Genomic DNA, 25045 nt, shown 5'->3' with positions numbered 1-25045 from the left:
CGCTCATCGACAAGTTCAGTGCGTTCGGCCCGGCTCAGATAGCCATCGGAAGGATGCCGGTGCACATCCGGCGAAACGGCCGTTTCGGAGCTCAGTCAGCGGCTGGGTCGGTTGGGCGGCCGACGTGCCACCACAGGCTGTGGCAGGAATGCAGCAGATGAGCACGAACGGCTCCCGAGGAACTCCGGTGCGCTCCGGTGGTGACTGTGGAATCCATCAGTAGATCTCGTACGTAGCCGTCGCGGGTATCGACACCGTAGAGGTCGTCGCCGCCCGCGATCGCGAACGGGACTGCCGGAATGCGCTGGATGCGTTCCTCCACCGACGCGGGCCGTTCCGGCTCGCACAGACCGGAGACGCGATAGTTGTGAACCTGGTCGAGATGACGGCGTTCTTCGTGAATCTGCTTGCGCGCGACCGCGTCTCGCCAGCGAATACCGTCACGGATATCCTCAGCCGAAAGGATGTCACCGATCCCCCAGTACGGTGTCGACAGCCCGTTGGACGCCGCCAGCAGGGCACGATGCTCCGGGTGCAGCGTGCCGCCGAGATGGCGGTCCAGTGCGTCGAGTTCGGCCTCGCTCGCGCCCGGACGCAGGATCGGCCCGAGCGGTGCCGGCCATGGGGGCGTGGGATCGCCGATGCGGATCAGCTCCTCGATCTTGGCGAGGATCTCGGCGATCGTGGGTGGATCGGTGCGCAGACTGCGGCCCCACCACGGTTCGGAGTATTCGCCCAGCTCCGCCTGATCGGCAGAGGCGACCATGGCGTCGAGTTCCCGGCGCAGATAGGTGTACAGATCCGGATAGGTTTCCTCATTCGGCAGCGGCACACCGGCACCGGTAGCCAACCGCTGCGCCTGCCCGACGAACAGGTACAGGGTGCCGCCGTAACCGTTGTCGTTCTCGATGACCAGGTGATATTGCGACGGGTCGTGCGCCGCGCCGATCTGTTCGGCCCATTCCTCGTCCTCGAACCACTCCCTGGTTTGGTCGATCCCGAACTCCCATCGCCGACCGGCACCGATATCGTCGGTGCCCAGCAGGTTGTAGGAGATGAAGAAATGCTCCCAGCCGTTGATCAGCGACAGCAGTTCGCGGTGCTGCGGATCCAGCGACCGACCCAGCCGGTCCTCGGCCGCTCGCAACTGCTCCTCGGTCGCGGGCGGATTCGGACGGGTATCGGACTCGTAGTCGCAGAACTCGCCCAACCGCCGCTTCTGCGCCACCATCTGCTCGATCAGCTCTGCCCACACCGCCCGACCCAGCTGTACACCCATCGCGACTCCCAGCTCCGGACCAATGCCCGAACAATCGACGCTCGAAAACAACGGTAAAATCTACCCCAGCCCAGCCATGTAGCCGACAAGTAGCTATTAAGCCGGACTTGGCGAGTAGTTCTGAACCGAACACGGAAATCAGTGGGGTTCAAGCTGTTCGATCGGCTGCGGCTCAGCCCGGTCTGAACAGCCTCGTAAGCGGCAGATTAGTACGTTTGACCGGAAGGTCACCTGCTGCCAGACGAGTACCCGAGATGTAATTGCTGACAATTTTCTTTCGTATGGATTTCCGTTGATCTCGGCGTCGAGGAGGGCGTCCTCCATGAAACGCAGGACGTCAACGCGGCCGGGAATTCCGCCCGGCCGCGTTGGCGTCCTATGGCGACGTCAGGTTGGCGTCTGTGACGCCTCTGGCTGGGTTGAGAGCGAATCCAGGTATCGGCCCCAACGTTCATTGAGAACGAAAAAGATCCAGACTACGAACGGCAGCGACAGACTCGAGAGCAGTGTGAGCCAGTCCGGCTGATGCGCGAGAGCGGAGAGGATGTAGAGAATCGCGCCGATTCCATTGGCGCGGCTCCAAAGTTCACGCGGCTTCAGACTGCGGTGGTTCAGAACCCCCCACCAGCAGAATGCGGAAACCAAAGCCAGGACCACGAAATTGAAGATGGTGAACAGCATCGATTCTCGGCCGAGATTCGTAGATAGCCATCCCACTGCCGGTGCCGCACAGAGCACGGCCCAGAAAATCACGGGTACCAGATTTGCGATTCGTTCGCGCCTGTTCAACATTTAGATGCACCCCACTGTGTAGTGTTCCGGCGAAATCCCGATCGATGGAGGGTAAGTCAACAAGCTACCGGTGGCACCGATCTTCAAAGCGAGACACTTGTCCATGGCTGCGGCTGCCGTCGCCCATATTGTGACGTTCATGCTGTTCGACATCCACCATGCAGCCACGACCTCACCGAAGGGCGGCGGGATCAGTAGCCAGAAAGGTGCAATCGCCATGGCGGCAGCAGCGCTCGCGGCCATCTTCTTCGTGTCGTCTTTGCTGAAGTAGACGTGACCGGTAACCCATCCCCAATTGACCCAGGGCCCGTTCTCGGTCATGGCCGTGCCGGGCGGAGTCTTCTGTTTATCGACCTTGGTCGGCGCTGGCAACAATGGGCCAACCGGCGGCAATATCGGTACCGACGGGAGAACCTCCGGAGTCTCGCTGACACTCGGAGTTGCTGCAGAGGCTGGAGGTTCGGGCTGTACAGGCTCAGCGTTTTGCGGCTGCTGAGGCGGTGACTCGGGTGGTGGGTTTCCTGGAAGAACCGACTCGGGTGCGCCGGGTACTGGAACTATTGGTGTGCCGTTGTTCGGTGCGACCGGGGGCGGAGTGAGTGCTCCGGCGTTTGGTCCGCCGCCATTTCCGCCGGGAAGTTGGCCTGGCAGCGTCTGCGTTGGCATCGGCGCCACGGTCTGGGCGCTCCCGGCGGCGGAGTAGGCAGGTCTGGCACGTCCACGCACGGCCAGCCCGGGTGCATCTGTTGCCATTGGGCGCAGGGGATATTCGGCCCCGCTTGCGCTGGAGCGGCCAGCGGGTCGCCGACGGCCGATATGGCGGCGGCCGCCAGTAGGGCACCGGTTAGTCCAATGGTGGTGAGATAAGGCCGTCTGGTGCGCGGGGTCATTGTGTTCTCCTTCGTCGGGATCAGCGCGACCGGAACGATCGCCTGGTCACAGCCAGATGGGGTCGCCGTAGACGGTGACCGAGTTGTCCGCAGTCGGCGTGGAAATGCGGGCCGTGGCGTAGGAGCGCAGGGTGACCGGGCCCATACAGGCGTCGATCTTGACTTCGACCTGGTCCAGGGTGATCGAGGCGCGGTTGGTGGCCAGGGGTTTGGTGCCGAAGTCGATGGTGGCGATCGAGCCCGGACGCAGAGTGGTAGAGATATTCGGGTTGATCGCGGCCTGCCCACCAACGGTCACACCCGGGAATTGGGAGATGGTGACCGAGGCGTTGGGACCGATGGACAATCCCAAGCCCAGAGTCAGCCCGCTGGAGACGTCGACCTGGCAGCCGATCTGATAGCCCAGGGTCAAGGTGCCCGCAGTGATCGGTTGCGAACCGGTGCCGTTGACCTCGGCGACGGCCTTCAACGCGACGAAGCCTTCGCGGGTGAACATGGTCGCGGCCAGGTTCGGGTAGCGGTCGAGGTTCTCGCTGGTTTTGGTGATCGAGAGCTGCCAGCCGTCGTCGGTGTCCACGACCCGGTTCTTGTCCGGCACCGTGTCGGCAGAGGCGGTGTGCGCATTGCAGGCCAGTAGTCCCACCGCGGCCGCGGTAGCGAGCGAGGCGGCGATTCCCGTACGTCGTGTTGTGGACATGTCCCACCTGCCCTTCCTGGATTGATCCGGTGTGCAGCATCGGTGGGGCAACTTCAGCTGGAACACCACTGTCAACGGAAGTGGTGTGCCTGTAACACCGGATTGGCAACCCTTGTCACACCTGGGTTGCCACAGGTCAGGGTCATGAGAATGAGGCCGATTCACCTGCGTGGGCTGTATCACTGTGACAGGAAGACACCTAGAATTCCGATCCGTGAACCACCGCGAGCAGGGGCGTGAGGCGTTGACGCAGCAGCTTCTGCAACTGCGTGGCGAACATCCGGAGTTGAGTTTGCGGACGATCGGTATCCGGGCTCAGGTCAGTCACACCACCGTCTCGCGGGCGTTCTCGACTCAGGACCGGCTGCCGTCGTGGCCCTCGATCGCGGCGATCGCTCACGTTCTGGGTGGGGTCAGCGGTGAGGTCGAGCCGCTGTGGCAGTGGGCGGCGACCGGGACACCGCCGACACATGCGCAGCTCACTGGTGAGGCACCGCTGCGCTCGGACCCGATGCACACCCAGCAGCCCTGGTTCATTCCGGTCTTCTTGGCCCTGGTGGTGGGGCTGATCATTCTGGCGATCGTGTCCAGTGCGATACCGGCGGGATCGACGGCGGATCGATGGCTCGGCAACCTCGCGCAGACCGTGTTCGCCATCACCGCGACCATCGCGTTCGGATTACGTGCGTTCCGGGCCGCGGGTTTCGAACGCCGCTGGCTCGTCTTCGCCTGCCTGGCTGTTGCCTGCTGGAGTACGGCAATCGTGTGCTGGGTCGTCGTCCACGAAATCAATGGCAACCACCAGCGCGGCACGACGATCGCCGAAGTCGGATTCCACACCTACTCGCTGCTGATGATCATCGCGTTGTGGCTGCGCCTGCGAAACAACCTCACCGCCGGGACAGCGCGTGAGAACACTGTTCGCACGGTCGCGCTCACCACGGTGACCGCCCTATCGGTCCCCGCCGCGGTCTGGCTGCTCAGCGTGCTCCCGCGCGTCCAGCAGCCCACCGACAGCACCCTCGTCCTGCGGACCTATCTGCACCCCATCACCGACGGCGCCATGATCGCCCTGGCGATGATCGCCAGCGTCCGTGGAATCCGGGTCACTCAATCACGGCTGCTGGCCATCGCATTCAGCACCCACGCCGTCGCCAGCATCCTCGCCACCACCAATGCCGCCGCCGACCCGACCACCGACCTGGTCGCCAGCTCGGAATTCGGATTCACCACCTTCACCGTCTTGCTCGCCCTCGCCGCGATCGCACCCACCGACACCCGAATCCGGCCCGTCCGCCACCAGAACATCCTCACCCGCGCGCTGCAGGCGACCGGCCTGGCCGCGATCATCACCTACACCCTCACCCTCGCCACCGGCCACCTCCCGGCAGCCATCACCCCTTTCACCGCCGCAGCAATCACACTCCTGCTGGTCATCGCGCTGGTCACAAGCCTGCACCACCCCCACTACTAGGGGCGGCCCTGCTCACGGCTCGTTTCCGGGATCGAGGGTTCGGACGTCGGCGTAGGTGACATGCGGGACGTTCGTGGCTACCGCCTTGACCGCGGTCGGCGACAAGAGGAATGCGCGGTGGTCGCCGACGTCGAATCGCTCGATGATCGTGCCGACGAACCAGGCGACGGCCTCATCGAGAATCGGCATTCCGTGTGCCCCGCGATGCCATGTGCACCATTCGAATTTGTCGATCTCGTTGCCGGTTTCCTCGCCGAAAAGCTTCGTCAGGGCGACGTTCTCGCGGGCAATGAGGTGCACGGCGAGGTGGCGGGCCTGCGCGGCCACCGAGTAGGTGTGGTTCTGCACCGATAGGCACACCAGGAACAGTGGTGGGTCGATGCTGGTTTGCGATGCGAAGCCGACCAGGCATCCGGCAAAACGACCGTCTGAATAGGTCGTCACCACGTACATCGGATAGTCGAGTAGCCCGACGAACCGATCCAGGCTGGGATCGCTGGGCACATCGGCACCGTCGTCGACATCTCTCGACATCCGTTCACCTCCAGATCCCCCAACTGCTCCTTTACCGCCAGTCCATCAGGTCTCCCACGGTAGACCGGTGATAGCGGGCGTGGTGGTGATCGACGTCGGGCGAGTGAGATAGCGCGAACCCGGGCCGCCTCGTGAACCTCAGCTCAGAGCGGCTCGACGGCGGCGGCCGTGCACACCAACGCCATCGTCAGGTCCGGATAGACCGCCATGACCGAATCCAGGCCGCTCTCCCGCAGCGGCTGCAATGCCGGACCGGAGGCGACCACCGCGATCAGCGTGTCCTGCCCCGCCGCAACCCTGGCCTCGAGCAGGGCACGCACCCCGCTCACATCCACGTGCGAGGTCTCGCTCAGGTCCACCACCAGCCGGTGCGGGCGTGCACGCAGGGCCTCCTCCAGGCTCCGCGCCAGATGAGGCGTCGTGGCTGCGTCCACGTCCCCGCGCACTACCAGAACGGGACCGTATTCGTGGTCGTCCACCTCGATGCTCAACTCATCCGGGTACTGAATCATCACCGAACTCCATGTCTCCCAAGGGGTCCCACCCCACCCCGACGTGCGTTTCACCCTCCCGTTCATGGGCCTTCCCAAAAAACGCATGATCACACCTACCGACCAGGATCTCGACACGTGCGAGCCGATACAGCCGACGGGGCCGGTGCAAGCACCGGCCCCGTCGATCAGGCGTCGTCACTCAGGCATTGCCGCTCTGGCGACGCCAGTCCCGAATTGCGTCGCGCATTCGGTCGAAGACCGCCAATGGCGGGCCGACCAGCAGGTTCGCCGTGGCGGATTCGCCCACGCCGGGATGCGGTCGGGTCGGGGCGAACGTTTCGGCGAATCGCACCACCTTCGCGAGGCGTTGCCGCTCGTCCGGGGACGCGTGCGTCAGCAACTGACCGAATTCCTCCTTCTCCTCCAGTTCCGAATGCTCGATCACGTCCGCGGCGAAGGCACGGAATTTGGTGTCGAATTCCGGACTGCCGACGCCGAGCGCATGCAACTCGACCAAGGTGCGCTTGGCCTGCTCCTCTTCGTGGAGCCGACTGTCGACGACTTCATCGCTGACCGAATGGCGGCGCGAGGCGGGGTGGACGACTTCCTCCTCCGCGCTTTCGTGGACCGCGAGCAATCGCACCAGGTCGTCGAACCGCTCCTGCTTCTCGGTGCCCGCCGATGCTTGCACCAATTCCAGTGCGCTCTTGATCTGACCGTGCTGCGCGAGCAACAGGTCGATCACATCGATGTCGTTCGGATTGTTCACCGGTGCCTTCCCTTCACCGCCGCTGCTGGGCGCGCTGGCGCTGTTCTTCGGCTTCGGCCTGCGCGCGCTCCTTTTCGGCCTGTGCCTCATGTTTCGCGGCTTCCCGCTGAGACTGGGCTCGCTCCTGCTGGATACGGCCTTCGGCACTGAGATCTTCGTGCCCGGTGACGGCGCCCGCGACCTCCTTCGCCTTACCCTTGACGCCCTCGGCGACGCCTTCGATACCTTCGTGGGTTCCACTCTTGTCGTGCTCGGACATCAGGTGCTCCTCCGGAATTCGGATTGCATGGACACCCCGGATCTACCCGCGAGTGCGAGGCCGAAACAGCTCTCGACTACTCGCATATTCAGGCATCGCGAGCCGGAAATATTTCCTGCGCTTTGGTTTTCGCGCCCTGTGCCACCAAATGCCAACCGCCCGGATCGCCGCGCAATACCGCTTCGGCGGTATCCTTCATCTGCTCCCAGGTGGCATGCGGGGGAATGGGCGGAACCTCCGGGTCGGTACGAATATCCAAGAGCACCGGCCGATCTGCCTCCAGCGCTGCCTCCCATGCCGGGCCGACATCTTCGGCGCTGTCGACCGGAATGGCGGCCAAGCCTGCCGCACGCGCGACGTCGGCGTAGGAGATATCCGGAAGCGTCTGGGATTCCTCGAATTTCGGTGCGCCGCCCATCGCGCGCAGTTCCCAGGTCACCTGGTTCAGGTCGTTATTGTGGAAGACGCAGACGATCAGCCGCGGATCGGTCCAGCGGTCCTGGTATCGCGCGATGGTGAGCAGTTCGGCCAATCCGTTCATCTGCATCGCGCCATCGCCGACGAGCGCGATGGCGGGCCGGTCCGGATGGGCGAATTTGGCGCCGATCGCATACGGCACACCGGGTCCCATGGTCGCCAGGGTGCCGGAGAGCGAACCGCGCATGTCGCCGTGCATCCGCAGGCACCGCGCGTACCAGTTGGTCGAGGATCCGGAGTCCGCCGTCACCATCGCATTGTCGGGAATCCGCTGCGACAGCTCCCACACCACCCGCATCGGATTGACCGGTTTGGCATCCAGGAGGGATTGCCGTTCGATCGTCTGCCACCAGCGGATCACGTTCTGCTCGATCTCGAGTCGCCACGCGCGGTCCGGCTTCGGATGCAGCAGTGGAATCAGTTCCGACAGTGTGCTTTTGGCGTCACCGACCAGGTTGACCTCGGTCGGATACCGCATGCCGATCATGGTGCCGTCGATGTCGATCTGAATGGCGTGCGCCTGCCCGAAATCGGGCATGAACTGCGCATACGGGAAGTTCGACCCGACAATGAGCAGGGTGTCGCAGTCGCGCATCAACTCGTAGCTGGGCCGGGTCCCGAGCAACCCGATCGAGCCTGTGACATAAGGCAATTCATCGGACAGCACATCCTTGCCCAACAGGGCCTTCGCCACACCCGCACCGGTGAGTTCGGCCACCCGCGCCACCTCGTCGGCGGCCCCGCGCGCACCTTGACCGATCAGGATCGCCACCCGGCTACCGGCATTGAGAATCTCGGCGGCGCGCTCGATCTCCCGCTGGGGCGGGCGGACCGTCGGCGCGCTCGGCAGCGACGGCGGGCTCGACGGAACCTGTTTGAAATCATGGCTGGGCGCCTCGTACGGCTCCTCCTGCAGGTCGGAGGGAATGATGACCGCGGTGGGCGCGCGCCGGGCCACGGCGGTGCGAAAGGCCCGGTCCAATGCGTTGGGCAACTGGCTCGGAACATTCACCTCGACCAGGTAATCCGAGGCGACATCCTTGAACAGGCTCTGCAGGTCGACCTCCTGCTGATAGCTGCCGCCCATGGCGCTGCGCGCGGTCTGCCCGACGATGGCGACGACCGGGACATGGTCCAGCTTGGCGTCGTAGAGCCCATTGAGCAGGTGGATCGCGCCGGGCCCCGAGGTGGCCGTGCACACACCCACCCCACCACTGAATTTGGCGTATCCGGTGGCTTCGAATGCCGCCATCTCCTCATGCCTGGCCTGAATGAAGGCGGGCTTGCCGTCGGCCCGGCCGAATGCGGCGATCAGGCCATTGATGCCGTCCCCCGGATAGCCGAAGACCTGTGCCACACCCCATTCCCGTAGTCGCTCCACGACATGGTCACCGACTTGTCGCGTCATGATTCCTCCAGTTCGGTCGCCGGGCGTCGGTTCCTAGACAGCGCCCGGGTACCCGCGTCGATCTCCGCCAATCAGGCCGCATAGATCCTGAATGGGGTTTCGGACCACAGCTCGTCGCCAGCGGTAACCCGCCGGCGCTCCTTTGCCGGATGAATGCCGGGCCGGGCGGAATCCTCCACCCGGCCCGGCACTGTCGACTTACTGCTCGATCGACGTGTCACTGGCCGCCGTGGCTGTGATGCCCGCCTTCGGCTTTCGCCTCGGTCGGCTGAGCTTGCGCCCCCTTACGGCCCGCCTCGTGCGGATCAGCGGCGTTCGGCTCACCGAAGCTGCCGCTGCTGGCCTGGCCTCCACGGCGGGCCTGCTCCTCGGTATCCGAGCGGTTGCCGAACTGACCGGGGTTCTTCGGATCGGGCATGGCGAAAACCTCCTTCTAGGTTTGGGTTTGCTGTGTGGGCGATCTTTCTCGCCGCCCACGCTCACGCACTACCCGGCTACCTCCGAGATATTCACCCGCAGGCCAAAGAAACTCGCGTTATCGCCCGCGCGGGCGGGGTAAGCCAGCCACATGGGACAGCACCGAATCGGAGGCGACGATGGATGCGAATGAGCCTGGTAACGAACGACTTCCGTCGGAACCCACGCAGCTGGACCGGCACTCGTGGTGGCAGATACTGCGCAGGTCGGCCACGAAGGTCCGGGACAACAATCTCACCGACTGGGCCGCCGCGCTCACCTACTACAGCGTGCTGTCGATCTTCCCAGCGCTGATCGTGCTCACCGCGGTACTCGGCCTGCTCGGTCCGGCCGCGACCCGATCGCTGATCGACACCGTCCGCGATATCGGGCCCGGAAGCGGCACGTCGCTGCTCGTGGATGCCATCGAACAGTTGCAGGGCTCCCGGTCGCTGTCCGGTGGGCTCGCGGTCCTCGGGCTCGCGACGGCGCTGTGGACGGCCTCCGGGTATCTCGGGGCCTTCATCCGAGCCTCGAATTCGATATATGAAACCCCCGAAGGCCGACCGATATGGAAAACCGTGCCACTGCGGCTCGGCCTGACCCTACTGATGGTCTCGCTTGTCGCGGTCTGCGCGATCGGCATCGTCTTCACCGGCAGCGTGGCCGAGCGAGCAGGGCGCTGGTTGGGATGGGGATCGGCGGTGGTCCGCGGATGGGACGTCGCCAAATGGCCCGTACTCGTCGTATTGGTCAGCCTGGCCATCGCATTGCTCTACTGGGCCGCACCGAACGCCCGCCAGTATAGTTTTCGCTGGCTGAGCCCGGGAAGCACACTGGCCGTACTGATCTGGATCGCCGCATCGGCCGGATTCACCCTCTACGTCAGCTTTTTCGGCTCCTACAACAAGGTGTACGGCTCCCTCGGCGGTGCGGTGATCTTCCTGGTCTGGCTGTGGCTCACCAACCTGGCGATATTGCTGGGTGCACAGTTCGATGCCGAACTCGCCCGCGGCCGCCGCATGGAACAGGGCCGTCCCGAGAACGCCGAGCCCGTATTGCCGCCCCGCGACGAACCGCACTGAGCCCGTACCGGCGCAGCGCATTCCAGCTCTCAGTCGGCTCTCAGTTCGTCTGGGCAGACTTGCGGGTATGCAGGTCCCCACACCGTTGACGCGGTCGATTTCGCTGCGCTGGCGGGTGACCCTGCTGGCGGCGTCAGTGGTGACGGTCGCCGTCGCGTTCACCTCGATCGCCGCCTATGCCATGGTGGCGCGGTCGCTGTACGCGGACCTGGATTCGCAACTGCGAGCGCGGGCTTCGGTCATGATCGCCAACAATGTCGACAGCATGAACTATTTGCAGGCGCTGACGCTGGGCAGCCTGTTCTCCAATGACCTTGGTGTCGCGCTGATCTACCCCGATGTGCAGCTGGGCGGGTATGTGATCGGCGAGGATGCCGCGCCGCCGATCGCGCGGCCGGAGATGGCGGTGGCGCGCGGAGAAACGAAATCCTCGATTCGCACGGTGGGCAACCGGCGGGTGTTCGCACAACGCACGAATTCCGGTGCCACGCTGGTGCTCTCACAGAGCTTGCAGCCCACCCAGGAGGTGCTGGACCGGCTGGCGTGGCTGCTGTTCGTGGTCGGCGGCTGCGGCGTCATGCTCGCCGCCGCGGCCGGAACCGCAGTGGGCCACACCGGTTTACGCCCCATCGCCCGGCTCACCGCCGCCACAGCGCGGGTCGCGCGCACCGACGATCTGGCCCCCATCCCCGTGACCGGTGACGACGAACTCGCCCGGCTCACCGAGAGTTTCAACATCATGCTGCGGGCGCTGGCCGATTCCCGGGAACGCCAGCGCAGGCTGGTCGCCGACGCAGGCCACGAGCTCAAAACCCCGCTCACCTCCCTGCGCACCAATATGGAACTGCTCATCGCCTCCTCCCGCCCGGGCGCACCGCGCATTCCCGACGAGGACATGGCCGAACTCCGCTCCGACGTCATGGCCCAAATCGAGGAATTGTCCACCCTGGTAGGCGATCTGGTGGACCTGGCCCGCGAGGACGCCCCCGAAACCGTCTACGAACAGATCGACCTCGGCGAGGTAGCCGAACGCGCCCTGGAGCGAGTCCGCCGCCGCCGCACGGAAATCGAATTCAGCCCCGAACTGCGCCCCTGGCTGGTCTACGGATTGGAAGCAAGCCTGGAACGCGCCCTCATCAACGTCCTCGACAATGCCGCCAAATGGAGCCCCACAGGCGAACAAGTCCGAATAGGCATGCACGAGAACACCTCGGGCCTCCTCGAATTCACCGTAGACGACGCAGGCCCCGGCATCCCCGCCGCCGAACGCGAACTGGTCTTCGAACGCTTCTACCGCTCCACCAGCGCCCGCTCCATGCCCGGCTCAGGCCTGGGCCTGGCGATCGTCAAACAGGTGGTAACCAAACACGGCGGCACCATCGCCGTCGAAACCTCCGACCGCGGCGGCACCTTGATCCGCATCGTCCTCCCCGGCGAACCCGCCAGACAAGCGCTACCGATCACCTGAGGCGGTCCGCACCCACTCTGTGCGGCTCACCCCTCCGAATGACCCACAGCCGGTGTGAGCCAAACCTAAGGGGTGCGAACCGCTTCGGTGACGAGGCGCGTCACCGAAGCGGATCAGTTGGCGTAGGCGGGAGACTGCGGTCGAGACGGGGCTGGCGTGGCCGCCGATTCCCGCTGCTCGGGCAGTACACCGGTGTTCCGGGCCTGCACTTCCTGCTCCAGGCGGTGGATCACGCCCGCGAAGGCTTGGTCCAGGCTGTCGCCGCGAATGGACTGCTCGCAGCGGCGGGCCAGCTCGCGGCGGTCGTCGCCGGGCTCCAAGAGCGGTTGCAGCATGACTTCCGCGACCACTCCCCGCGACCGCAGCACCCGGCGGATCGAGTCCGCCATGGTGTCGATGCCGACGAAGCCTGGGACCGTGGACAATTCGCCTTCGGAGCTCAGATATCGCAGGCGGACCGGCTGTACGGGCGCGCCGCTGTCGATCGCGGCCTGGAACAGTGCCGGTCGCAAGCGTCCGTAGGCGCGGCCGCACCAGGTGGTGCCCTCCGGGAAGATGCCGACTCGCTCCCCCGCCGTCAGCCGGGTCGCGACCTCGCGCACGACCCCGGGCAGTTCTCGCAGCCGTTCCCGCTCGATCGGAATCACCCGCACCTTGCGCGCGACCGACCCGAGCAGCGGCCAATCCACGAGATCGGCCCGGGCCACGAAGGCCAGCGGCTCCACGGCCGACAGCGCGATCACATCGGTCCACCCGATATGCCCGGCCACCACCAGCACGCCTCCGGCCGGTGCGGCATCAGCGCTCATCGCAACTGGATCAACACTCGTCCCGGCCGGGTCGGCACTCGTCCCGCGCCGAGCGGCCACGACGTTCGACTGACCGGAATACTGTTGCGAACCACCGGAATCAATGTTCCTGCCGCCGGTGGGCGTGGCCTGCCCGTCGCGGTTGTCGACCACTCGGACGCTGATTCCCAGGCAGTACAGGAAGCTTCGGGCGTAGCGGGCGTGCAGGGTCGGGCGGTGGCGGCGGGGGGTGGCGAGGCGGGCGAAGGGGAAGGTGGCCAGGACCGCGCCGACGCCGAAGAGGCGGGCGACGACGCGGAGGGTTCCGGCCTCAGGGGGTGTTTCGACGCAGTCCGGGCCGCACGGGCTGTTCGGCATCCAGGGGTGCGCCGTGGGCGCGGCGGGCGGGCAGGACAGTGCGTCCCCACCCGGAGAAAGGAAGGCGGGCATCATGATTCACCGGGCATCCATGGTCGCCACCGCGCCTTGCAGGCGCTCCAGGTAGCGGGTGTTGATGGTGGTAAGGCCCAGCAGGGCAACGAAGTCGGCGACCGCGAAGTCCGGATCGTGGGCGGGTTCGCCGCAGATCTCCGCACCGAGGCGGAGGTAGCCGCTCATCAGGGGCGGCATCTTCGGCCGTGCGGGCGGTGTCAGCTCGTCGAGCGTGCGGCCGTCGACGACGACCGGGTTGTACGGGCGCACATGGCGTTCCGCCTCCAGCGCGTGCTTGCGCAACAGCAGATCGCGCACGCCGCGCACGTTCACGCCGGGCGCGTCCTCGGGCGTGGCCTGCATGGGCACGGACACGCAGCCCATGATCCAGTCGTAGCCGGTGAGCTGGATGTAGTGCAGGATGCCCGCCCACATGAGGGTGAGCGTGGAGCCATTGCGGTGATCGGGCACGACGCAGGCGCGGCCCATCTCGACGATCCGGTTTCCGGTGGGATCCATTGCGGAGAGGTCGAATTCGGTGGCCGTGTAGTAACCCCCGGCGGCGGATACCTTGTCCGGCGGCAGCATGCGGTAGCAGCCGACGAACTGATCGGTGAGGTCGTCGCGAACCAGCAGATGGTCGCAGAATTCGTCGAAACGGTCGGCATCGAGGCCGGTGCCATTGTCGGGGATGGTGAATCCGGGCTCATTGGCGAACACCTGGTAGCGCAGCCGCTGGGCGGCCTCGCGGTGTTCGGCGTCGGAGGAGACGACGAGTGAGTACTGGGACCTACCCGTGGTGCGGGGCGGTGCCGGGCTGACATATGACTGAGGCGGGAGCAGGCTCGAACTCGACGCTGCCATGGTGGTCATACGGTTGATCAAGCCAGCCCCAGACTGCGCTGGAGCGACCGTCGGATTGACTGTTGATGCCAGTCCGGTGAACGCGACGCAGACCACACCGGGAGTTCATCCGACCGCTGCCAAACGTTCTCTACCAGGACAAACGCGCTTATCCCTACGGGGTACAGCCGGGTTTTCCGTCATCTGAAGCCGGGCAGATTCACCCGCCGCGAGCCGGGAGCACCGGCCGGAAGAGGCAAGAGTACGCCCCCTGAAAACGCCCCGCGAACGGTGGGGTCACTCCCGGAACAGCAGCGCGGAATCGCCGAATTCATGCCAGAGATAACCGGTGTCGAGGGCCGCCTCGTACGCCGCGGAAACCACCCGCGGACCAGCCACCGATTCGAGCAGATGCAAGTGCGACGCCCCGGGTGCGTGCCAGCCCGTGATGAGCCCGTCCACGGCCCTCGCCGGACGGCTCGCATCCAGCACCAGCTCGGTCCAGCCGGTGATCGGCCGCACCGACCCCTCCGCGCCGACAGCGGATTCGAGCGCCCGCGTGACCGTGGTCCCGACCGCCACCACCCGTCCGCCCGCCGCATGCGTGGCATTCACCAGCCGCGCCGTCACCTCCGGCACGGCGAACCGCTCCGGACTCGGCGGCTCACCCGATTCCGGCGAGGAGACCCCCGAATGCAGCGTGATCGGCGCGAGCCCGATCCCGCCCGCCACCAGCTCGGTCACCAGTGACTCGGTGAAAGGACGCCCGGCACTGGGCATTTCGGCGCTCCCGGGCTCCCGTCCGAAAACCGTCCGATAGTAGGAGGCCGACCAGCGCTCGGTCACATAGGAATACGCGATCGGTCGCCCGAACCGCGTCAGCAAGGGGCGCACCTCGGTATCGACATCGGCGATCCACAACCGCTCCCCGCCCGGCAGCCACGGCCCGCGCAACACCGCGCCGTATCCGTCCGGAAGTTCCACGGACACACCGGGTTCCAGCTTCCGCCCCGCCCACGGCACACCCCCGGGATCGCGCACCTCCACCACCCAGCCACCATCATCGAGCCAGGTCGAGAAGTGCAGCACCGCCCGCTCGTCACCGACCGTGGCATCCACCGCCGCGCTCGAGGTCGCCGAATTGTTCACCACGACCAGGTCTCCGGGCTTCAGGAAGCCCGGCAGCTCCCGGAATCGCGCATGCGTGAGGGCACCCCCGTCGCACACCATCATTCGCACCTCATCCCGCGCCAGCCCGCGCGCCTCCGGCGGACTGGTCGCCGACAACTCGTCGGGCAGGGAGAACTCGATTGCGTCCAACTCGACCGTCATGACACCACCGGCAGTTCCGAAGCCACATACCGCCCGCTGGGCAGCTTGGATTCGAGGAGATGCATCAGCGCGGGCACCACCGTGCGCGGTTCCGGCCGATCGGAGATGTCCTCGCCGGGGAAGGCCGCCTGATGCATATCGGTCCGCATATCCCCGGGATCGAAGCTGTAGATCCGCAGTCCCGGATTCTCCGCACCGAGCACCGCGGTGAGCTGATCGAGGGCCGCCTTCGACGCGCCGTATCCGCCCCAGCCCTCGTACGCGCCGACGGCGGCATCGGAGCTGATGTTCACCACGATCCCGTCCGATGCCCGCACCGCGGGCAGTACCGCCTGGATAACCGCCAGCGGCGCAATGACATTGGTCGCCAGCACCGCGCCGAGCTCATCGAGGGGATAGCGTTCCAGCGACGGCAGCGGACTCGGCCCGAGCGCACTCGCATTATTGATCACAAGATCCAGCCCCCCGGAGCCCACGACCTCCGCGAGCCGCTCCCGATGCGCCGGATCCGAGATATCCCCGGCCATCGCCCGCGCCCCCGTGGCGGTCCGCACGGCTTCGAGGCGATCGGCCCCGCGCGCGGTAATGATCAAGTCCCACCCTTGTTCGGCGAGTTCGAGCGCGACCGCGCGCCCGAACCCCGCCGATGCCCCGGTAATCAGGGCTCTTCTTTTATTTTCGGTCATAACCCCAGCGTGGGACCTCAACCACACTTCAGGTCAACAAGTTTTCGCCCTCGGCTTAGGCGTTCTCTCTCGCGAATCCGCGCGCTCCGATGACCATCAGCACCACTGCGACCGCCACCGTCACCGTCGTCCCGACATAGACATCGGACGCCCCGAAGTCCCCCCGGAACAGCGCCCGCGCCGCATCCACGGTGTGCGAGAACGGATTCGCCTTGGCGAGGTTCTGCAACCAGGTCGGCCCGATATTCATCGGCAGCAAGATTCCCGAGAGCAGCATGAGCGGCACCGACACCGAGTTGAGCACCGAGGCCAGCACCGATTCCTGCTTGGCCCACAACCCCAGCGAATACGACGCCGAGGCCAGCCCGGCCGCCATCACCGCGATGAGCAGCACCGACAGCACCAGCCCGAGCGGGTCCGGCCGCAATCCGAACACCGCCATGGCCACCGCGACCAGCACCACCGCCTGCACGATCAGCACGGTCATATCCTTGAGCACCCGGCCCAGCAGCAGCGCGCCACGCGGCGCGGGCGTAACCCGTTGCCGTTCCACCACTCCGGCCCGCAGCTCGGACACGATGCCGAAGCCCGCGAAGGCCGAACCGAACAGACCGAGCTGAATGATCAGGGCGGGCGTGAGGATCTTCCACGGATCCGCGCCCACACCCAGCGACGGCGCGACGCCCTTCACCAATGGCCCGAACAACGTCAGGTACAGAATCGGCTGGGCCAGCCCGATGATCACCCACACCGGGTTGCGCAGATTCGCGCGCAGCTGGGACCAGTAGATGAGTCCCGTATCGCGGAGAAATGTCATGACCGGTCTCCTTCCCGGAGCGAACGCCCGGTGAGCGTGAGGAATACATCGTCGAGGCTGGGCCGCTTGACCGTGAGCGCACCGGGAATGATGCCTTTCGCGCTCAGGGCGTGCAGCAGCGGAACCACCGCGGCATCACCCTTGTCCACGGTCAAATGCACGAGAGACAGTCCGGCATGGCCGTTTTCGAGCCCGTCGGTGCGCATGGAACTCCGCACCGTCACCGCCGAGGCGGCCACCTCCATGGCGAGATCCGCACTGCCGCTCTCGATTTCGAGGCTGATCACATCCCCGGAAATGCGTCGCTTGAGCTCGTCCGGCGTGCCCTCGGCGACAATGCCGCCATGGTCCATGACCAGAATCCGATCGCACAGCGCATCGGCCTCGTCCAGATAATGAGTGGTCAGCACGACGGTCGTGCCCTCATCCCGCAACCGGCGAATGTGATCCCACAGGTTCGCCCGACTCTGCGGATCCAGCCCGGTGGTCGGTTCATCCAGGTAGATGAGCGTCGGATGATGCACCAGCCCGAGCCCGATATCCACCCGCCGCCGCTGCCCGCCGGAGAGCTGCCCGCATTTGCGCCGCTCCAGCCCGTCGAATTCCAGGGCCTTGGCCAGTTCGGCCGCATTGCGTGCCGCCTCGGCCTTGGAGAGTCCGAAAAGCCGTGCCTGAAGGATCAATTCATCTTCGACCAGCTCCAGCTCATTGGTCGCACCGCCCTGCGGGACGTACCCGATGCGGGAGCGGACCAGCCGCGATTGGGTGCGCAGATCCGCCCCGACCACGGTGGCCTCGCCCGCGGTGGGGGCCAGCAGGGTGGAGATCATGCGCAGCGTGGTGGTTTTTCCGGCGCCGTTCGGGCCGAGCAGCCCGATGATCTCGCCGTAGTGCACATCGAAGTCGATGCCGGTGACCGCTTGCACGTCACCGGCTTTGGTTTTGAACGTCCGAGCCAGCCCGCGGACCCGGATGACCGGGTCGGTGGGTTCGGCTCGACGGGGTGCTGTCATTTCCACATCTTCACGGTAGAAACGACGATCTAAATAGTCAAGCTTGACTATTCAAATTTGACTACTTGATCGGTGGCGGCCCGGCCAGGCCCCACACATCCAGCTCACCGCTCTCGATGCGCCGCACGGTCCGCTTCGACCACTCCAGATCCGCCCGCACATGATCGGCCTGCAGCCGCATCGCATCGGCGACATGGAACGGTTCCGCCTCCGATGGATTCCCGCTGCCCGCGAGAATCCGCTCCTGCTCCCGATCCAGAAACACCAGATCCGACTCGAACTTCAGAATCCGGCTGCGCAGCGCGGCGAGCACATCGGCCTTGGGCGCATGCGGAAACAGCGCCACCGACGCGAAATACGGATGCTTGAGCTGATCGGCCGCGAACAGCGCCTCGCGCAGCATCTCGCCGAACTCCTTCTCCCCCTCGGCGGTCAGCCGATAGGTGGTCCGTTCCGGGCGAGCGCCGTCCTGCCCCACCTCCTCCACCGAGATGAGCCCGTCCCGCTGCAAGGTATTCAGCGCCCCATAGACCGAACCGGGCTTCACATTGGCCCAGTCGTCGGCATGCCAGGACAGCAGTTCGCGGCGAACGTCGTAGCCGTGCACCGGTTGCAGCAGCCGCACCACCGCCAGCACCATCAATCGGGTTGTAGGAACAGCCATAGTCGCAGGTTAACTCCCCGGCCCCGGGACACCCACACACGCGGACGAGCCGCCCGGCGGTGAATGCCGGGCGGCTCGTCGACAAGCGTCAGGTCAGGCCGCGCGCTGCGTCGCCAGAACCTGTGCGGCCGTATCCTTCTCGACCTCCTGGAAACCGGGACGGCCATGCCCGATGAAGGCCACCAGCCAGGACGCCACCGCCGCGAACCGATTCCGGAAGCCCACCAGGTAGAACAGGTGCACCGCCAGCCACGCGAACCAGGCGATGGTGCCGGTGAAGCGAATGCGCTGATTCACCTTGGTGACCGCGCTGAACCGGCTGATCACCGCCATGCTGCCCTTGTCCCAGTACGTGAACTCGGTGGCCGCCGGCTTCTTGCCGCGAATGATGTCGGCGACGTGGCGGCCCTCCTGCATGGCCACCGGCGACTGGCCCGGGTAGCCCTTGAGCGAGGTCATATCGCCGATGGCGAAGATGTCCGCGTGCCCGCCGACGGTGCAGTCCGGATTAATGAGGAGTCGCCCGGCCCGATCGGTCTCACACCCGGTGGCCTCGGCCAGCAGCTTGGTGAAGCCGCCCGCCTGCACGCCCGCCGACCACACCACGGTCTCGGCGCCAATGCGGCGCTCGACGCCGTCCTTGCTCTTGACGGTCACCTTTCCGACCTCGATATCGGTGACGAACGTATCCAGGAGCACCTCGACGCCGCTCTTGCTCAGCGATTGCTTGGCGTATTCCGAGAGTCCGCCACCGAAGGGCGGCAGGACCGCGCCCGCGCCTTCGACCAGCGTCACCGAAACATCAAGGTGGTAATACCGCTTCGAGAGTTCCTTGAGCTGGCCCGCGACCTCGACGCCGGTCGCGCCCGCGCCGACCACCACGAAACTCAGCAGGCGCTGGCGGGTTTCCGGATCGGCGTTCTTGGCGGCCTCGAAGACGCGCTCGATCTGCGCGCGCAGGCGCTTGGCATCGTCGATGGTCTTGAGCGAATAGGTCTTGTCGGCGAATTCGTCACGGCCGAAATAGGACTGGCTGGCTCCGGTGGCGGCGATCAGCTTGCCGTAGCGGATCTGCTTACGCCCCTCGGCGGTGTCGTAGGTGAGCACCGCGGCGTCCGCGTCGATGTCCACCACCTTGCCGAGGCGGGCCTGGCCGTGCTTGTGATGACGAATGATGTTGGCGATTGGAGGGGCGATCTCATCCGAGGGCAGCACACCCGTCGCTACCTGATAGAGCAGTGGCTGGAAGAGATGTTCCGGCGTGCTGGAGATGAGGACGTAGGGGACCCCCGACTTGTTCAACTGCTTCGCGGCGGCGAGACCTCCGAAGCCCGATCCGACGATGACGACATCAGTGGTTTCGATTCCCGCACCCACGTATTGCATGACAGCCTCCTTCTGTCATTACCAACCGTGATTCGAAGCGTGAATGTTCCAGGGGTCAGGGCGCATAATCAAGATGACTCTTATCTAGGTTGATCATGAATGGGAGAGATGCCGTGGAGCTGCGCCAACTGGCCTACTTCGTCGCGGTCTGCGAGGAGCTCAGCTTCAGCCGCGCCGCGACCCGGTCGTTCATATCGCAATCAGCCATCAGTCACCAGATCGCGCGGCTCGAACGCGACCTCGGCGTACCCCTCTTCGAGCGGTCCACCCGGTCGGTCGTACCCACCGACGCGACCACTCGGCTACTTCCGCTTGCGAAGCAAATGCTGAGCCTCGAATCCGCCATTCGCGCAGCTGTGAGGGCCTCCGGACCACGCATTCGCCTCGCAGCCAATATGAGCTTCGCAACAAGATCACTATCGGCCATCGCCGGAGCACGCGAAGCGCATCCCGGCGCGGAGATCGAATTCGTCATCAAACCCTTCCGCCAGCGCATTCAAGCGGTGGCCGACGGCGACTGTGATCTTGCTCTCATCCGGGGCAGCGTGGACCAACCCGGGCTGACCGTCGAGAAGCTCTGGGTGGAGGACTTGGTCATCGCCACCTCCACCTCGCACCCCCTCGCCGGACATGACGACGTGACCCTCTCGGACCTCAGCGCCTACCCGCTACTACTGCCCCCGGAACTCGACCAGGTACTACTCCACAATGTCGTGCGCGCCGCCTTCGCCGACCTACCCACCGGCCCGGCCTACGGTCCCCCCATCCCGCCCGACCACACCGCCACCATGGAACTCATCAATCGCCCCGACGCCTGGACCATCCTCTACGCCGACAGCCAGACCGAAGGCATCGCGACCCTCCGCCTCGCCGGACATCCACTACGAGTGCCGGTTTCAGCGGTAGTGCGCAGCGAGGTCCGGCGCTCCCCCATCCTCACCACACTGCTGGCCTCGCTGCACTGCGCCTAGATTCCGGACCGGCAGTGGCCGATAGGGGGAGCGCGGGACGGCTCGGCGACCTACGCTGAAAAACGTGACACCGGAGAACATGCGGGCCTCCGACGGCGACCGCGAGATGATCGTCGGTCGGCTGCGGCAGGCCATGGATGAGGGCAGGCTCAACCTGCATGAGTTCGACGAGCGACTACAGCAGGTATATGCCGCCAAGACCTATGGCGAGCTGACTCCGGTGCTGTCCGATCTACCGGCGGTGAAGAATTCGCGTGTGCCGGGGTCGCGGGCGCAGGCCACGACGGGCGGCGGGGTGGTGCCGACGTGGGTCAAGATCATGTGGACGCCTTGGGTGTTCGTGAACGCGCTGTGCCTGCTGACCTGGGTGGCCACCGGGGCGGGCTATTTCTGGCCGTTCTGGGTGGCGGTGCCTTGGGGTCTGGCGCTCTTCATTCCGACCACCATCGGCATCATCGTGGGGCGGGACAATCAGCGGGTCGCGCAGGAGCGGGAACAGAACAAGCCCTGAGGCCCGGTCCGTTCCCGGCGCGGATCAGGCCAGGGCGGTCGCCACGGCCAGATGTAGTCGCATGTCCTCTGGCTCTTCGTCTTCGAAGGACCAGGCGATTTGCTCCATGGCGCGCATGAAGGCCCAGCCGCGGGCGCGGTCGGTGTCGATTTCGAGGCCTTCGGCGGTGCGGGCGATGACTGTGCGGGCGTGTTCGGGGGTGGGCCAGCTCTGGACCTGGATCATGCCCAGGAATCCGGCGTCGAAGGCCGCTTCGCCCAGGTAGGGCTTGGGGTCGATGAGCAGCCATGGTTCGCGTTCGGCCGCAATGATATTGCCCAGGTGGTTATCGCGATTGACGATCAGGAGGGGGCCGTCGGGGACGCGCAGGCGGGCGCACCAGTCGGCGGCGAGTTCCAGGAGGTGGGCGGGAATCACCTGCGCGAGTTCGGGTTTCACCTCGACGAACATGCGGGTCCACTGCGAGACCAGGTCGGCGACCTGCGGCAGTTCCGGGTAATCCGCTGGGATGCCGACCGGTTCGCGTCGCAGGCGGCGCAATAGTCGGCAGGCGAATTCGACCTTCTCGATATTTCTGGCCTCGCCCTCGAGGCTGGGGAATCCGGGCTGGTAGACCAGTTCGGTGCCGGGCTGGGCCCATTCCAGGAGCATCGCCCCACTGGCGGAATCGAATTCGTGGAGGCGGACCGCGCCGTCACCGGCGTAGCAGAACAGTCCGGTCGGTTCTCCTACATTCTCGTCATCCACAATCGGCACCTTCAGCACCGCCGTCGAACCATCCGCCCGCCGCACCGGGGCCACGAACGAGTGTGTGCCCCCGGCGAATCCCGCACCGATCAGCGTCGATTCCCACGCCGCGCACCGCTCCTCCACCAGACCGGGCAATTCGTCCAGCCAGCGTTTCCCGCGCTCCCCGAAGATGCTCGCGACTATTTCGGCAACATTGTCCGGCAGTGAGATCGTCACCGCTCCAGCGTGCCCGACAGCAAACCAGACCGGCAACCACTCAACCCAAGACACACCAGGCAATCACGACTCGACGGGCGCGGGCGTCTCGTGCACGGTCCGCCACTGATACGTCCGGCCGTCCGTGACCAGCACACCGGTAGCCAAACGCCGGGTCCGGACATCGGCGACCCGATTCTCGGCGGTGAACCGAACCACGATCAGATTCCCGCCCCGCGCCACCTCCACCACCTCCGACACCTCGATCTCCAACCCCGGCTGCAGATTCCGCGCCGACCACAACCCCGCCAGCAATGTCTCCCGATCCACCGCCTGCCCGGTCGTGACCACCGAACTGAATTCCTCATCGAGGGCCCCGGTGATCCTGTCGAACACCTTCGGCTGCGCATCCGACCCCAGCCACTCCGCCAAGTTCCAGTGCAGATCGGCGACCACCTCGGTCAGTTCCGCATTACCAGACATGTTTCCCCGCTCCTTCAAGATCCCTGCGGCTGCACAGTAGCCTCGACTTTTCCCAGCTGAAAGTGTCGTTCGCACTGCTCACAGGTTTCTCACCGGGGCCACCACCAAAACAATGGGCCCCGGTCGTTTCCCGACCGAGGCCATACCCCTCCCCACCAAAACAAGTGATCCCCGGCCGTTTCCGGCCGGGGATCACTCGAATGCGTTCAACCCGAGGGGTGAAGGGCGTTGGCCCTCAGCCCTTGTGAGCCTTGACGGCCTCGGTCAGCTGCGGGGCGACATTGAAGAGGTCGCCGACGATGCCGAAGTCGCTGATCTCGAAGATCGGGGCTTCCTCGTCCTTGTTGACAGCGACGATGGTCTTCGAGGTCTGCATGCCGGCGCGGTGCTGGATGGCGCCGGAGATGCCGAGGGCGATGTACAGCTGGGGGGAGACCGTCTTACCGGTCTGGCCCACCTGGAACTGGCCCGGGTAGTAGCCGGAGTCGACGGCGGCGCGGGAAGCACCGACGGCGGCACCGAGGGCGTCGGCCAGGGGCTCGACGACCTTGCCGAAGTTGTCGGCGGAACCGACACCACGGCCACCGGAGACGACGATCGCGGCCTCGGTGAGCTCGGGGCGGTCGCCGCCCACGTTCGGCTCACGCGAGACGATCTTGACGACGCCCTCTTCCTGCGCGGGCACCTCGACGGCGACCTTCTCGCCGGCGCCGGCCTGCGGGGCAGCCTCGATGGCGCCCGGGCGGACCGAGATCACCGGCACGTCGCCGGTGGCCTTGGCCTCGACGGTGAACGCGCCACCGAAGATGGAGTGCTGCACCGAACCATCGGCGTTGACCGCGATGGCATCGATGAGCAGGCCGGAGCCGATGCGGGCGGCAAGGCGGCCCGACACCTCCTTGCCGTCGGCGGTGGCGGCGACCAGGATCGCGGCCGGAGCGGCGGTCTCGGACAGCGCGGCCAGGACGTCGACCTTCGGGGTCACCAGGAAGCCTTCGGCCTCATCGGATTCCGCGACGTAGATCTTCTCGGCACCCGCGGCAGCGAGCGCGTCGGCCAGCTTGTCGGCGGTGCCGGGAACGGCGATCACGACGGCGGCCGGGGTGCCCAGGCTACGGGCGGCGGTGATCAGTTCGGTGGTGACCTTCTTGGGCGCACCATCGGCGTGCTCCACGAGCACGAGTACTTCTGCCATTGTTCTTTCTCCTGCTGCGTCTATGGGGCGAGCTGCAAGCACTGCGCCCTGGCGTTGTGCTCGTGGGCTTTAGATGATCTTCTGACCGACCAGGTACGTGGCGATCTTCTGACCACCCTCGCCCTCGTCGACGATCTTCTCGCCCGCCGTGCGCGCCGGCTTCGGGGTCACGCCGGTCACCTGGGTGCCCGCGTTGCCAACGCCCACGGTCTCCGGGTCCACGCCCAGGTCGGCCAGGGTGAAGGTCTGAACTTCCTTCTTCTTGGCGGCCATGATGCCCTTGAAGGACGGGAAGCGCGGCTCGTTGATCTTCTCGGTGACCGAGACGATGGCCGGGAGGGTGGCCTCGAGCTTGAACACGCCTTCGTCGGTCTCGCGCTCACCGGTGATGCGGTCGCCGTCGACGGTCAGCTTGCGCAGGTGAGTCAGCTGCGGCAGGCCCAGGTATTCGGCGATGATCGCCGGAACCGCGCCCGCGCGACCGTCGGTGGCCTCGTTGCCGGCGATGACCAGCTCGATGCCCTCGACCTGGCCGAGAGCGGCGGCCAGGATGTAGGCGGTCTGCACGGCGTCGGAGCCGTGGATCGCGTCATCGTTGATGTGGATGGCCTTGTCGGCGCCCATGGACAGCGCCTTGCGGATGGCCTCGGTAGCACGCGCCGGACCAGCGGCCAGGACGGTGACCTCGCCGCCCTGCGCCTCCTTGATCAACAGCGCCTCTTCGACCGCGCGCTCGTTGATCTCATCGAGGATGGCGTCGGCGGCCTCGCGGTCGAGGGTGTAGTCACCGCTGGACAGCTTGCGCTCGGACCAGGTATCGGGAACCTGCTTGATCAGTACGACGATGTTCGGCATTGGTCTTCGTCGACCTCCTGTTCTGGTGGCACGGGTGCGCGG

The 25045-nt window shown here is 65.8% G+C and carries 27 protein-coding genes; 6 read left to right on the top strand and 21 right to left on the bottom strand.

Annotated features, from left to right (window positions below):
* Window positions 1–91: 91 nt before the first annotated feature.
* Window positions 92–1279, bottom strand: a complete 1188-nt coding sequence (locus tag AB0N05_RS04850; protein WP_364687667.1) for an SMI1/KNR4 family protein — start codon at window positions 1277–1279, stop codon at window positions 92–94.
* A gap of 387 nt (window positions 1280–1666) precedes the next feature.
* Window positions 1667–1960 (bottom strand): hypothetical protein, encoded by a 294-nt coding sequence (locus tag AB0N05_RS04845; RefSeq protein WP_364687665.1) that lies wholly within the window; start codon window positions 1958–1960, stop codon window positions 1667–1669.
* A 250-nt stretch (window positions 1961–2210) separates the two neighbouring features.
* Between AB0N05_RS04845 and AB0N05_RS04840 the strand changes: the two genes are divergently transcribed.
* Window positions 2211–2342, top strand: a complete 132-nt coding sequence (locus AB0N05_RS04840) for a hypothetical protein (RefSeq protein ID WP_364687663.1) — start codon at window positions 2211–2213, stop codon at window positions 2340–2342.
* A gap of 665 nt (window positions 2343–3007) precedes the next feature.
* On the opposite strand, the gene AB0N05_RS04835 is transcribed toward AB0N05_RS04840, so the two are convergent.
* Window positions 3008–3658: an MspA family porin gene (locus AB0N05_RS04835; protein ID WP_364687661.1), complete on the bottom strand. Its 651-nt coding sequence runs from the start codon at window positions 3656–3658 to the stop codon at window positions 3008–3010.
* Window positions 3659–3872: 214 nt separating this feature from the next.
* Here AB0N05_RS04835 and AB0N05_RS04830 point away from each other — a divergent pair, with 214 nt between their 5' ends.
* Entirely contained in the window at window positions 3873–5132 is a 1260-nt protein-coding gene (locus AB0N05_RS04830) for a hypothetical protein (protein ID WP_364687659.1), read from the top strand.
* A gap of 12 nt (window positions 5133–5144) precedes the next feature.
* On the opposite strand, the gene AB0N05_RS04825 is transcribed toward AB0N05_RS04830, so the two are convergent.
* The 6 genes from AB0N05_RS04825 to AB0N05_RS04800 form a co-directional block, all read right to left on the bottom strand.
* Window positions 5145–5666 (bottom strand): flavin reductase family protein, encoded by a 522-nt coding sequence (locus AB0N05_RS04825; protein WP_364687657.1) that lies wholly within the window; start codon window positions 5664–5666, stop codon window positions 5145–5147.
* A 143-nt stretch (window positions 5667–5809) separates the two neighbouring features.
* Entirely contained in the window at window positions 5810–6178 is a 369-nt protein-coding gene (locus AB0N05_RS04820) for an STAS domain-containing protein (RefSeq protein ID WP_364687655.1), read from the bottom strand.
* A gap of 181 nt (window positions 6179–6359) precedes the next feature.
* Window positions 6360–6929, bottom strand: a complete 570-nt coding sequence (locus tag AB0N05_RS04815) for a hemerythrin domain-containing protein (RefSeq protein ID WP_364687653.1) — start codon at window positions 6927–6929, stop codon at window positions 6360–6362.
* A 13-nt stretch (window positions 6930–6942) separates the two neighbouring features.
* On the bottom strand, window positions 6943–7188 hold the full coding sequence (locus AB0N05_RS04810; RefSeq protein ID WP_364687651.1) for a CsbD family protein: 246 nt from the start codon (window positions 7186–7188) through the stop codon (window positions 6943–6945).
* 88 nt (window positions 7189–7276) lie between these two features.
* Entirely contained in the window at window positions 7277–9073 is a 1797-nt protein-coding gene (locus AB0N05_RS04805) for a thiamine pyrophosphate-requiring protein (RefSeq protein WP_364687649.1), read from the bottom strand.
* Between the two features lie 217 nt (window positions 9074–9290).
* Entirely contained in the window at window positions 9291–9491 is a 201-nt protein-coding gene (locus tag AB0N05_RS04800; RefSeq protein WP_364687647.1) for a hypothetical protein, read from the bottom strand.
* Between the two features lie 178 nt (window positions 9492–9669).
* Here AB0N05_RS04800 and AB0N05_RS04795 point away from each other — a divergent pair, with 178 nt between their 5' ends.
* Window positions 9670–10614, top strand: a complete 945-nt coding sequence (locus AB0N05_RS04795; protein WP_364687645.1) for a YihY/virulence factor BrkB family protein — start codon at window positions 9670–9672, stop codon at window positions 10612–10614.
* Window positions 10615–10681: 67 nt separating this feature from the next.
* Window positions 10682–12082, top strand: a complete 1401-nt coding sequence (locus AB0N05_RS04790) for a HAMP domain-containing sensor histidine kinase (protein ID WP_364687643.1) — start codon at window positions 10682–10684, stop codon at window positions 12080–12082.
* Between the two features lie 113 nt (window positions 12083–12195).
* On the opposite strand, the gene AB0N05_RS04785 is transcribed toward AB0N05_RS04790, so the two are convergent.
* From AB0N05_RS04785 to AB0N05_RS04750, 8 genes are all read right to left on the bottom strand, one after another.
* Entirely contained in the window at window positions 12196–13323 is a 1128-nt protein-coding gene (locus tag AB0N05_RS04785; RefSeq protein WP_364687641.1) for a lysophospholipid acyltransferase family protein, read from the bottom strand.
* Window positions 13324–13326: 3 nt separating this feature from the next.
* Window positions 13327–14175 (bottom strand): GNAT family N-acyltransferase, encoded by an 849-nt coding sequence (locus tag AB0N05_RS04780; RefSeq protein WP_364687639.1) that lies wholly within the window; start codon window positions 14173–14175, stop codon window positions 13327–13329.
* Window positions 14176–14442: 267 nt separating this feature from the next.
* A complete protein-coding gene (locus AB0N05_RS04775) occupies window positions 14443–15477 on the bottom strand; it encodes an S-adenosylmethionine:tRNA ribosyltransferase-isomerase (RefSeq protein ID WP_364687637.1) in 1035 nt (344 codons plus the stop codon).
* Window positions 15474–16163 carry an SDR family oxidoreductase gene (locus AB0N05_RS04770; protein ID WP_364687635.1) on the bottom strand — a complete coding sequence of 230 codons (690 nt, stop codon included), beginning with the start codon at window positions 16161–16163 and terminating at the stop codon, window positions 15474–15476. Before AB0N05_RS04770 ends, AB0N05_RS04775 begins: the two co-directional genes overlap by 4 nt.
* A gap of 55 nt (window positions 16164–16218) precedes the next feature.
* Window positions 16219–16980, bottom strand: a complete 762-nt coding sequence (locus AB0N05_RS04765) for an ABC transporter permease (RefSeq protein WP_364687633.1) — start codon at window positions 16978–16980, stop codon at window positions 16219–16221.
* The gene (locus tag AB0N05_RS04760; protein WP_364687631.1) at window positions 16977–17993 is read right to left on the bottom strand and encodes an ATP-binding cassette domain-containing protein; all 1017 of its coding nucleotides are present in this window, start codon (window positions 17991–17993) and stop codon (window positions 16977–16979) included. The genes AB0N05_RS04765 and AB0N05_RS04760 overlap by 4 nt, the downstream gene beginning before the upstream one ends.
* 61 nt (window positions 17994–18054) lie before the next feature.
* Window positions 18055–18657, bottom strand: a complete 603-nt coding sequence (locus AB0N05_RS04755) for a PadR family transcriptional regulator (protein ID WP_364687629.1) — start codon at window positions 18655–18657, stop codon at window positions 18055–18057.
* 93 nt (window positions 18658–18750) lie between these two features.
* Complete coding sequence (locus tag AB0N05_RS04750; protein ID WP_364687627.1) at window positions 18751–20043, bottom strand: NAD(P)/FAD-dependent oxidoreductase; 1293 nt, start codon at window positions 20041–20043, stop codon at window positions 18751–18753.
* Window positions 20044–20156: 113 nt separating this feature from the next.
* On the opposite strand from AB0N05_RS04750, the gene AB0N05_RS04745 reads away from it, so the two are divergent.
* Together AB0N05_RS04745 and AB0N05_RS04740 are read left to right on the top strand one after the other, a co-directional pair.
* Window positions 20157–21014, top strand: a complete 858-nt coding sequence (locus AB0N05_RS04745) for a LysR family transcriptional regulator (protein WP_364689485.1) — start codon at window positions 20157–20159, stop codon at window positions 21012–21014.
* A 64-nt stretch (window positions 21015–21078) separates the two neighbouring features.
* Window positions 21079–21525 carry a DUF1707 domain-containing protein gene (locus AB0N05_RS04740; RefSeq protein WP_364687625.1) on the top strand — a complete coding sequence of 149 codons (447 nt, stop codon included), beginning with the start codon at window positions 21079–21081 and terminating at the stop codon, window positions 21523–21525.
* A 24-nt stretch (window positions 21526–21549) separates the two neighbouring features.
* Here the strand turns inward: AB0N05_RS04740 and AB0N05_RS04735 are convergent, their stop codons facing one another.
* The 4 genes from AB0N05_RS04735 to AB0N05_RS04720 all read right to left on the bottom strand — a co-directional run bounded on the left by AB0N05_RS04735 (window position 21550) and on the right by AB0N05_RS04720 (window position 25003).
* Window positions 21550–22491: an aminoglycoside phosphotransferase family protein gene (locus AB0N05_RS04735; RefSeq protein WP_364687623.1), complete on the bottom strand. Its 942-nt coding sequence runs from the start codon at window positions 22489–22491 to the stop codon at window positions 21550–21552.
* 63 nt (window positions 22492–22554) lie between these two features.
* A complete protein-coding gene (locus AB0N05_RS04730) occupies window positions 22555–22953 on the bottom strand; it encodes a hypothetical protein (protein ID WP_364687621.1) in 399 nt (132 codons plus the stop codon).
* 235 nt (window positions 22954–23188) lie between these two features.
* A complete protein-coding gene (locus tag AB0N05_RS04725) occupies window positions 23189–24148 on the bottom strand; it encodes an electron transfer flavoprotein subunit alpha/FixB family protein (protein ID WP_364687619.1) in 960 nt (319 codons plus the stop codon).
* A 69-nt stretch (window positions 24149–24217) separates the two neighbouring features.
* Window positions 24218–25003, bottom strand: a complete 786-nt coding sequence (locus tag AB0N05_RS04720; protein ID WP_364687617.1) for an electron transfer flavoprotein subunit beta/FixA family protein — start codon at window positions 25001–25003, stop codon at window positions 24218–24220.
* Between the last annotated feature and the right edge of the window lie 42 nt (window positions 25004–25045).

It is taken from the genome of Nocardia sp. NPDC051030 (assembly GCF_040683015.1).
GTDB lineage: Bacteria > Actinomycetota > Actinomycetes > Mycobacteriales > Mycobacteriaceae > Nocardia.
This window is presented reverse-complemented; position numbering and strand designations above follow the sequence as displayed.

Coding starts and splice junctions, on each gene's coding strand:
- AB0N05_RS04850 (WP_364687667.1), bottom strand. CDS start 1,279: ATGGGTGTACAGCTGGGTCGGGCGGTGTGGGCAGAGCTGATCGAGCAG.
- AB0N05_RS04845 (WP_364687665.1), bottom strand. CDS start 1,960: ATGCTGTTCACCATCTTCAATTTCGTGGTCCTGGCTTTGGTTTCCGCA.
- AB0N05_RS04840 (WP_364687663.1), top strand. CDS start 2,211: ATGCTGTTCGACATCCACCATGCAGCCACGACCTCACCGAAGGGCGGC.
- AB0N05_RS04835 (WP_364687661.1), bottom strand. CDS start 3,658: ATGTCCACAACACGACGTACGGGAATCGCCGCCTCGCTCGCTACCGCG.
- AB0N05_RS04825 (WP_364687657.1), bottom strand. CDS start 5,666: ATGTCGAGAGATGTCGACGACGGTGCCGATGTGCCCAGCGATCCCAGC.
- AB0N05_RS04820 (WP_364687655.1), bottom strand. CDS start 6,178: ATGATTCAGTACCCGGATGAGTTGAGCATCGAGGTGGACGACCACGAA.
- AB0N05_RS04810 (WP_364687651.1), bottom strand. CDS start 7,188: ATGTCCGAGCACGACAAGAGTGGAACCCACGAAGGTATCGAAGGCGTC.
- AB0N05_RS04805 (WP_364687649.1), bottom strand. CDS start 9,073: ATGACGCGACAAGTCGGTGACCATGTCGTGGAGCGACTACGGGAATGG.
- AB0N05_RS04800 (WP_364687647.1), bottom strand. CDS start 9,491: ATGCCCGATCCGAAGAACCCCGGTCAGTTCGGCAACCGCTCGGATACC.
- AB0N05_RS04795 (WP_364687645.1), top strand. CDS start 9,670: ATGGATGCGAATGAGCCTGGTAACGAACGACTTCCGTCGGAACCCACG.
- AB0N05_RS04790 (WP_364687643.1), top strand. CDS start 10,682: ATGCAGGTCCCCACACCGTTGACGCGGTCGATTTCGCTGCGCTGGCGG.
- AB0N05_RS04785 (WP_364687641.1), bottom strand. CDS start 13,323: ATGATGCCCGCCTTCCTTTCTCCGGGTGGGGACGCACTGTCCTGCCCG.
- AB0N05_RS04780 (WP_364687639.1), bottom strand. CDS start 14,175: ATGACCACCATGGCAGCGTCGAGTTCGAGCCTGCTCCCGCCTCAGTCA.
- AB0N05_RS04775 (WP_364687637.1), bottom strand. CDS start 15,477: ATGACGGTCGAGTTGGACGCAATCGAGTTCTCCCTGCCCGACGAGTTG.
- AB0N05_RS04770 (WP_364687635.1), bottom strand. CDS start 16,163: ATGACCGAAAATAAAAGAAGAGCCCTGATTACCGGGGCATCGGCGGGG.
- AB0N05_RS04765 (WP_364687633.1), bottom strand. CDS start 16,980: ATGACATTTCTCCGCGATACGGGACTCATCTACTGGTCCCAGCTGCGC.
- AB0N05_RS04760 (WP_364687631.1), bottom strand. CDS start 17,993: ATGACAGCACCCCGTCGAGCCGAACCCACCGACCCGGTCATCCGGGTC.
- AB0N05_RS04755 (WP_364687629.1), bottom strand. CDS start 18,657: ATGGCTGTTCCTACAACCCGATTGATGGTGCTGGCGGTGGTGCGGCTG.
- AB0N05_RS04750 (WP_364687627.1), bottom strand. CDS start 20,043: ATGCAATACGTGGGTGCGGGAATCGAAACCACTGATGTCGTCATCGTC.
- AB0N05_RS04730 (WP_364687621.1), bottom strand. CDS start 22,953: ATGTCTGGTAATGCGGAACTGACCGAGGTGGTCGCCGATCTGCACTGG.
- AB0N05_RS04725 (WP_364687619.1), bottom strand. CDS start 24,148: ATGGCAGAAGTACTCGTGCTCGTGGAGCACGCCGATGGTGCGCCCAAG.
- AB0N05_RS04720 (WP_364687617.1), bottom strand. CDS start 25,003: ATGCCGAACATCGTCGTACTGATCAAGCAGGTTCCCGATACCTGGTCC.